The organism is Streptococcus sp. 20925_1_44, assembly GCF_041432435.1.
GTDB classification, from domain to species: Bacteria; Bacillota; Bacilli; order Lactobacillales; family Streptococcaceae; genus Streptococcus; species Streptococcus infantis.
The window spans coordinates 299,262-306,608 of record NZ_JAPVZQ010000002.1 but is presented as its reverse complement, the minus strand read 5'-3'; the positions used below and the strand labels follow the sequence as shown (position 1 = coordinate 306,608).

Annotated in this window: 10 protein-coding genes and 5 tRNA genes; all 15 read left to right on the top strand. The window is 38.7% G+C overall.

From position 1 onward, the window contains the following. The first annotated feature begins 11 nt into the window (after nucleotides 1-11). The 15 genes from O3643_RS04340 to comGG all read left to right on the top strand — a co-directional run bounded on the left by O3643_RS04340 (nucleotide 12) and on the right by comGG (nucleotide 7,329). Nucleotides 12-92, top strand: a tRNA-Tyr gene (locus O3643_RS04340). A 6-nt stretch (nucleotides 93-98) separates the two neighbouring features. Beyond that, nucleotides 99-169: transfer RNA gene (locus O3643_RS04335), tRNA-Trp, on the top strand. 12 nt (nucleotides 170-181) lie between these two features. Beyond that, a tRNA-His gene (locus O3643_RS04330) sits at nucleotides 182-254 on the top strand. A 13-nt stretch (nucleotides 255-267) separates the two neighbouring features. Then, nucleotides 268-339 (top strand) — tRNA-Gln (locus O3643_RS04325). A gap of 9 nt (nucleotides 340-348) precedes the next feature. After that, nucleotides 349-432 (top strand) — tRNA-Leu (locus O3643_RS04320). A gap of 270 nt (nucleotides 433-702) precedes the next feature. Continuing rightward, the gene (gene nagA / locus O3643_RS04315; RefSeq protein ID WP_371500084.1) at nucleotides 703-1,854 is read left to right on the top strand and encodes an N-acetylglucosamine-6-phosphate deacetylase; all 1,152 of its coding nucleotides are present in this window, start codon (nucleotides 703-705) and stop codon (nucleotides 1,852-1,854) included. A 140-nt stretch (nucleotides 1,855-1,994) separates the two neighbouring features. Continuing rightward, nucleotides 1,995-3,053 carry a zinc-dependent alcohol dehydrogenase family protein gene (locus O3643_RS04310; RefSeq protein WP_371500082.1) on the top strand — a complete coding sequence of 353 codons (1,059 nt, stop codon included), beginning with the start codon at nucleotides 1,995-1,997 and terminating at the stop codon, nucleotides 3,051-3,053. A gap of 136 nt (nucleotides 3,054-3,189) precedes the next feature. Beyond that, nucleotides 3,190-3,567 carry a DUF1033 family protein gene (locus tag O3643_RS04305; RefSeq protein WP_036752150.1) on the top strand — a complete coding sequence of 126 codons (378 nt, stop codon included), beginning with the start codon at nucleotides 3,190-3,192 and terminating at the stop codon, nucleotides 3,565-3,567. Between the two features lie 52 nt (nucleotides 3,568-3,619). Continuing rightward, nucleotides 3,620-4,561, top strand: coding sequence for a competence type IV pilus ATPase ComGA (comGA, locus tag O3643_RS04300; RefSeq protein WP_049494535.1), 942 nt, complete (start codon nucleotides 3,620-3,622; stop codon nucleotides 4,559-4,561). Beyond that, nucleotides 4,509-5,525: a competence type IV pilus assembly protein ComGB gene (gene comGB, locus O3643_RS04295; protein ID WP_371500097.1), complete on the top strand. Its 1,017-nt coding sequence runs from the start codon at nucleotides 4,509-4,511 to the stop codon at nucleotides 5,523-5,525. The genes comGA and comGB overlap by 53 nt, the downstream gene beginning before the upstream one ends. Continuing rightward, entirely contained in the window at nucleotides 5,526-5,849 is a 324-nt protein-coding gene (gene comGC / locus O3643_RS04290) for a competence type IV pilus major pilin ComGC (protein WP_036752159.1), read from the top strand. After that, nucleotides 5,812-6,246, top strand: coding sequence for a competence type IV pilus minor pilin ComGD (comGD, locus tag O3643_RS04285; RefSeq protein WP_371500079.1), 435 nt, complete (start codon nucleotides 5,812-5,814; stop codon nucleotides 6,244-6,246). Before comGC ends, comGD begins: the two co-directional genes overlap by 38 nt. Further along, complete coding sequence (gene comGE / locus O3643_RS04280) at nucleotides 6,209-6,511, top strand: competence type IV pilus minor pilin ComGE (protein ID WP_036752162.1); 303 nt, start codon at nucleotides 6,209-6,211, stop codon at nucleotides 6,509-6,511. Before comGD ends, comGE begins: the two co-directional genes overlap by 38 nt. Then, nucleotides 6,474-6,935, top strand: coding sequence for a competence type IV pilus minor pilin ComGF (gene comGF / locus O3643_RS04275; RefSeq protein WP_036752164.1), 462 nt, complete (start codon nucleotides 6,474-6,476; stop codon nucleotides 6,933-6,935). The genes comGE and comGF overlap by 38 nt, the downstream gene beginning before the upstream one ends. After that, nucleotides 6,913-7,329 carry a competence type IV pilus minor pilin ComGG gene (gene comGG, locus O3643_RS04270; protein ID WP_036752166.1) on the top strand — a complete coding sequence of 139 codons (417 nt, stop codon included), beginning with the start codon at nucleotides 6,913-6,915 and terminating at the stop codon, nucleotides 7,327-7,329. Before comGF ends, comGG begins: the two co-directional genes overlap by 23 nt. Nucleotides 7,330-7,347 lie beyond the last annotated feature (18 nt).

The following is a 7,347-nucleotide window of genomic DNA, read 5'->3' as shown; positions in this document are numbered from 1 at the left end:
TTATATTACACGGAAGGGTAGCGAAGAGGCTAAACGCGGCGGACTGTAAATCCGCTCCTTCGGGTTCGGGGGTTCGAATCCCTCCCCTTCCATCTTATACGGGCATAGTTTAAAGGTAGAACTAAGGTCTCCAAAACCTTCAGTGTGGGTTCAATTCCTACTGCCCGTGTTAAACGTTATGGCGGGTGTGGTGAAGTGGTTAACACATCAGATTGTGGCTCTGACATTCGGGGGTTCGATTCCCCTCACTCGCCTATTTTATATTATTGGGGTATAGCCAAGCGGTAAGGCAAGGGACTTTGACTCCCTCATGCGTTGGTTCGAATCCAGCTACCCCAGTTACTATTTGCCGGCGTGGCGGAATTGGCAGACGCGCTGGACTCAAAATCCAGTGTCCGCAAGGACGTGCCGGTTCGACCCCGGCCGCCGGTATAGTATTAAAGACAAGGTTTTCGGACCTTGTTTTTTTAATTTCTCTTCCATTTTTTTCTCTCGCAGTTACTTAAAATTACTTATATTTTTCTAAATTTTATTGTTAACCTGAATGATCAATATTACTTTACTATATATTTACTAAATCTTATATTATTTCTTTATAAATTTAACTATAATAGGTCTATACCATTTACAAATTACACAGAAAGGTTTATAATGTAATTGACATAATAAATATTAGAAAAATGAATTACGGAGGTTATCATTATGCCTAAATATATTAAAGCGGATCAATTTTTCTATCCTCATGGTGTTCGCCGTGGCGGTTTTCTAGAACTAATTGATGGTAAATTTGGTAAGCATGTGGATCAAGTATCTGAGGACTCAGAAATTATTGACTATACTGGTTATAGTATTGCTCCTGGTCTTGTTGATACACATATTCACGGATTTGGTGGAGTTGATGTTATGGATAATAACATCGAAGGTACTCTTCATACAATGAGTGAAGGTCTTCTTAGCACAGGTGTTACTAGTTTTCTACCAACTACTCTAACATCATCATACGAACAATTATTAGCTGTTACTGAAAATATTGGTGCGCGTTATCAAGAGGCTTCTGGTGCTAAAATTCGTGGGATTTACTTTGAAGGTCCTTACTTTACTGAGGAATTTAAAGGAGCTCAAAACCCTGCTTACATGAAAGATCCTCGCATGGATGAATTTCGTGCTTGGCAGAAGGCTGCTAATGGTCTTCTAAATAAAATTGCCCTTGCACCTGAACGTGAAGGTGTTGAGGACTTTGTACGTACGGTTACTGGTGAAGGTGTTACTGTTGCTTTAGGTCACTCAAATGCAACTTTTGATCAGGCTAAGAAGGCTGTTGACGCTGGTGCAAGTGTTTGGGTTCATGCTTATAATGGTATGCGTGGGTTAACTCACCGTGAGCTTGGTATGGTTGGTGCTATGTATGAATTGCCACATACTTATGCTGAATTGATATGCGATGGGCATCACGTTGATCCTAAGGCCTGTGACATTCTACTTAAACAAAAAGGTACTGAAAATATTGCTCTTATCACTGACTGTATGACAGCGGGTGGTTTGCAAGATGGGGACTATATGCTAGGAGAATTCCCAGTTGTGGTTTCAAATGGTACTGCACGTCTCAAATCTACTGGGAACTTGGCAGGTTCTATTCTCAAACTTAAAGACGGTTTGAAAAATGTTGTTGAATGGGGCATTGCAAATCCACATGAAGCAGTTATGATGGCCAGTCTCAACCCAGCAAAATCAGTTCATATTGATGACGTTTGTGGACAAATCCGTGAAGGCTACGATGCTGACTTTATCGTTCTTGATAAGGATTTGGAATTGGTAGCAACTTACCTTGATGGTGAAAAACGTTATCAAGCATAATCTCTAAAGTAGAAACTAATTTAGTTTCTACTTTTTTTAATTTAGTTTGTTATTTCTTTCACATATTACTTGATTTTATTTATGAAAAGGCTTACAATTATGATATAAACAATACAAATAAAAAAACGGAGGTAAGCTTTATGAAAGCCTATACATATGTTAAACCAGGACTTGCTTCATTTGTTGATGTTGACAAACCAGTTATTCGCAAGCCAACTGACGCTATTGTGCGTATTGTAAAAACTACTATTTGTGGAACAGATCTTCATATTATCAAAGGAGATGTCCCTGCATGTAAGAGTGGAACTATCCTTGGCCATGAAGGAATCGGGATTGTAGAGGAAGTTGGAGCAGGCGTTTCAAACTTCAAAAAAGGCGATAAGGTTTTGGTTTCTTGTGTATGTGCCTGTGGTAAATGCTACTACTGTAAAAAGGGAATCTATGCCCACTGTGAAGACGAAGGAGGTTGGATTTTTGGACATTTGATCGACGGTATGCAAGCCGAATATCTTCGTGTTCCTCATGCTGATAATACTCTCTACCACACTCCAGCTGATTTGTCTGATGAAGCCTTGGTTATGTTATCTGATATCCTACCAACTGGTTATGAAATTGGTGTCTTAAAAGGAAAAGTTGAGCCTGGTTGTAGTGTAGCAATCGTTGGTTCAGGTCCAGTTGGCTTAGCAGCTCTATTGACTGCTCAATTCTATTCACCTGCTAAATTGATCATGGTAGACCTAGATGATAACCGTTTGGATACTGCAGTTTCTTTCGGTGCTACTCATAAGATTAATTCTTCAGACCCTGAAAAAGCAATTCAAGAAATTTATGATTTAACAGATGGTAGAGGTGTGGATGTTGCTATAGAAGCTGTTGGTATTCCTGAAACGTTTGATCTCTGCCAAAAGATTATCGGTGTAGATGGAACAGTAGCCAACTGTGGTGTGCATGGTAAACCAGTTCAGTTTGATTTGGACACTCTTTGGATTCGTAACATTAATGTTACTACTGGATTGGTTTCTACCAATACAACTCCTCAGCTTTTGAAAGCTTTAGAAAGCCATAAAATTGAACCAGAAAAATTGGTAACTCATTACTTCAAACTAAGTGAAATTGAAAAGGCCTATGAAGTATTTGGTAAGGCTGCAGATCATCATGCGATTAAGGTTATCATTGAAAACGATATTTCAGAAGGTTAGTCGAATTTTGAATCCAGTTATTCTTTTTAGAATAGCTGGATTTTTTGAAAATATTAGATAATTCGTGAAAGCAAGCAAATTTCTTTCATTGTTCTTAAAATTTCGCTATAATATACGATACAAAGGAAATGAAACTATGTATCGAGTTATAGAAATGTACGGGGATTTTGAACCTTGGTGGTTCATAGAAGGATGGGAAGAAGACGTCATTAGTAGTAAGAAATTTGAAAATTACTATGATGCCTTGAAGTATTATAAATCTTGCTGGTTTGAACTGGAAAAGAAAATTCCACTATATAAAAGTCGAGGAGACTTAATGACCATATTTTGGAATCCGGAGGATAAGCGTTGGTGTGAGGAATGTGATGAATTTCTGCAGCAATATCATTCCTTGGCTTTACTGGAAGATGGTCAAGTTATACCAGATGAAAAATTCAGACCTGGTTATGAAAAACAAACGGGTTTAGAAATCCACCGGACGTGTCGCATCAAAAAAGATGGAACAACTTTTTAATAAAGTTGTTCTTTTTTTGTATTTTCTTCGAATAATTAACTGAGGAGGGAATATGGTACAAGCACTTGCACAAGAATTGATTAGTCTCGCAAAAAAGGATGGAGCTCAGGATATCTATTTTATTCCCAAGGACAAGGTTTATGAGTTGCATATGCGAATAGGTGATGAAAGGCGTTTGATTAATAGTTATGACTTTGAAAAGTTGGGCGCAGTTATTAGTCATTTTAAATTTATTGCGGGGATGAATGTTGGAGAAAAGCGTCGTAGTCAGCTTGGGTCCTGTGATTATCAGCATGATGGCAAGGTTTCTTCACTACGCTTATCGACGGTAGGAGATTATCGTGGTCATGAAAGTTTAGTTATTCGCCTTTTGCATGATGAAGAACAAGAGTTGCGTTTCTGGTTTCAAGACCTTAAGGAACTGGAAAAGGGCTTTAGGCAACGCGGCCTTTATCTATTTGCAGGACCTGTAGGAAGTGGTAAAACTACCTTAATGCATGAATTAGCTAAGTCGTTGTTTAAGGGACAACAAGTCATGTCCATTGAGGACCCAGTCGAGATTAAGCAAGAAGAGATGCTGCAATTACAACTCAATGAAGCTATTGGACTGAGCTATGAAAACTTGATAAAACTTTCTTTGCGACACCGCCCAGATCTTTTAATCATTGGAGAAATCCGGGATAGCGAAACAGCCCGTGCTGTTGTAAGAGCTAGCTTAACGGGAGCTACAGTGTTCTCGACCATTCATGCAAAGAGTATTCGTGGGGTCTATGAGCGTCTTTTAGAACTTGGTGTCAGTGAAGATGAACTCGCAGTTGTTTTACAAGGTGTTTGCTACCAGAGACTAATCGGGGGAGGAGGAATTATTGATTTTGCAAACCAAAATTATTCAGAACACCAGGCAGAAAAGTGGAATGAGCACATTGATCAGCTTCTTAAAGATGGACATATCACTGCCCTTCAAGCTGAAACGGAGAAAATTAGCTACCAGTAAGCAGAAGAAAATCATCACTCTCTTTAACAATTTGTTTTCTAGTGGTTTTCACTTGGTAGAAATCATTTCCTTTCTTGATAGAAGTCTTTTGTTGGAGAAGGAATATGTTTCGCAGATGCGCCTAGGACTATCGAAAGGAAAATCTTTCTCGGAAATGATGGGGAATTTAGGTTTTTCGAGTGCGATTGTCACTCAGCTTTCATTGGCTGAAGTTCATGGAAATCTCCATTTGAGTTTGGGGAAAATTGAAGAATATTTGGATAATCTTGCTAAGGTCAAGAAGAAGTTAATTGAAGTTGCGACCTACCCACTTATTTTGCTTGCTTTTTTACTGTTAATTATGCTAGGATTGCGGAATTATCTCTTGCCCCAACTGGATAGTAGTAACATAGCTACCTTAGTGATAAGTAAGCTGCCACATATTTTTCTTGGGCTTGTTCTAGCGTTAGGTCTACTATCTTTAACAGGGCTGATTTTCTACAGGAAATCTAAGAAGATACAAGTCTTTTCTTATCTGGCTAGAATCCCCTTTTTAGGTGTGTTTGTTCAGTATTATCTAACTGCCTATTATGCTCGGGAATGGGGAAATATGATTGGACAAGGTTTAGAGTTGACACAGATTTTCCAGATGATGCAGGAGCAAGGGAATCCTCTTTTCAAAGAAATTGGATACGATTTAGATCAAGCTTTGCAAAATGGGCATGAATTTTCTAAGGTTGTTCAGATCTATCCCTTCTTTAGAAAAGAGTTGGTATTAATTATTGAATATGGAGAGGTTAAATCCAAGTTGGGAAGCGAATTGGAAATATATGCGGAAAAAACCTGGGAATCCTTCTTTACCCGAGTCAATCGGACCATGAACCTTGTTCAACCACTGGTCTTTATTTTTGTAGCCCTGCTAATCGTTTTATTGTATGCAGCTATGTTGCTGCCGATGTATCAAAATATGGAGGTAAATTTTTAGATGAAAAAAATGATGATGAAATTAAAAGAAACGAAGGCAAAAGCTTTTACACTGGTAGAAATGTTGGTGGTGTTGCTTATCATTAGCGTCCTACTTTTACTTTTTGTTCCAAATCTTACCAAGCAAAAGGATGCAGTCAATGATAAGGGGAAAGCAGCTGTCGTTAAGGTGGTAGAAAGCCAAGCAGAACTCTATAGTCTGGATAAAAATGAAGATGCTAGTCTAAGCAAATTACAGGCAGATGGACGCATTACTGCTGAGCAAGCAAAAGCCTATAAAGAGTATCATGCCAAGCAAAATAAGAGTCAGTCAGTTGCAGATTAGGGCCTTTACCATGCTAGAAAGTTTATTGGTCTTAGGAATAGTCAGCCTGTTAGCCTTGGGTTTGTCAAGTTCAGTTCAATCAACTTTTGCAGCTGTGGAAGAGCAAATTTTCTTTATGGAATTTGAGGAACTTTATCGGGAAACCCAGAAGCGAAGTTTGGCTAGTCAGCAGAAGATCAACTTGATTTTGGAAGAGAGAAGTATTGGAAATGGCTATCAGAAATTAGCTATTCCAAAAGGGATTCAACTACAGTCCAATCAGTCAATCACATTTGATAAGGCTGGAGGAAATTCGTCTCTTGCAAGTGTGAGATTTCAAACAAGGAAAGAAGTAGTTCGCTACCAACTATATCTAGGAAATGGAAAGATTAAACGTATTCAAGAAGCAAAAAATTAAGGCGCTTATTTTACTGGAGGCAGTGATTTCACTAGCTATTTTTGCCAGTATTGCAACCCTCTTGTTAGGGCAGATTCAAGAAAGTAGACGACAGGAAGCAAGACTCTTAGAACAGGAAGAAGTTTTGCGTGTGGTTCGTATGGCTTTGCAGACTGGACAAAAGCAGTTGACGGTCAATGGGCTTACGGTTCATGTTGTCTCGAATGAGCGAGGTTTGGAGGTGTATCATGGAACTGAAAAATTACTGGCGATTCAAGATAAGTAGAGTCAGAGCGTTTACTCTTTTAGAATCCCTGGTTGCTCTTATTGTGATTAGTGGGAGTTTACTTCTTTTTCAATCTATGAGCCAACTCTTGGTTTCAGAAGTTCGCTACCAGCAGAAAAGTGAGCAAAAAGAATGGCTCTTATTTGTGGATCAGCTGGAAGCAGAGCTGAATCGAGCCCAATTTGAAAAAGTAGAGAATGATAGACTTTACCTCAAACAGGATGGGAACCCCATTTCCATGGGTAAATCAAGGTCAAATGATTTTCGAAAAACAGATGCCAGTGGACGTGGCTACCAGCCGATGGTTTACGGTCTGAAATCAGCTCATATTTACCAAAACGGGCAAAATGTCCATTTTAATTTTCAGTTTGAAAAGGGACTAGAGAGGGAGTTCATCTATCGTGTGGAAAAAGAAAAAAGTTAGGGCTGGAGTTCTCCTTTACGCAGTTACTATTGCTGGAATTTTTAGTCTCTTGCTACAGTTTTATCTAAATCGACAAGTAGCTCATCATCAGGATTATGCCCTCAATAAAGAAAAACTTCTTGCATTTGCAATGGCTAAGAGAACTTATGAAAAAGCTAATTCTGAGAGTGGTCAGCAGTCATTTGATGCAGGAAAGGCAACTTATCGTAATGACCAAAAGGGATTTACAGCGATTGTTGACACCGGGAAAAATCAATTTGAATTTCACTTTTCTCCTTTGAAAAAGATCGACGATAAGACGAAGAAAACAGAAAAAAAGTCAAAAGAAGAACAGGTTAAAAAAGAGGCCACCGAGCCATCTAAAGTTACTCCTTCTAAGAATGATAAGACATAGATTATCAGATTTGTAAAA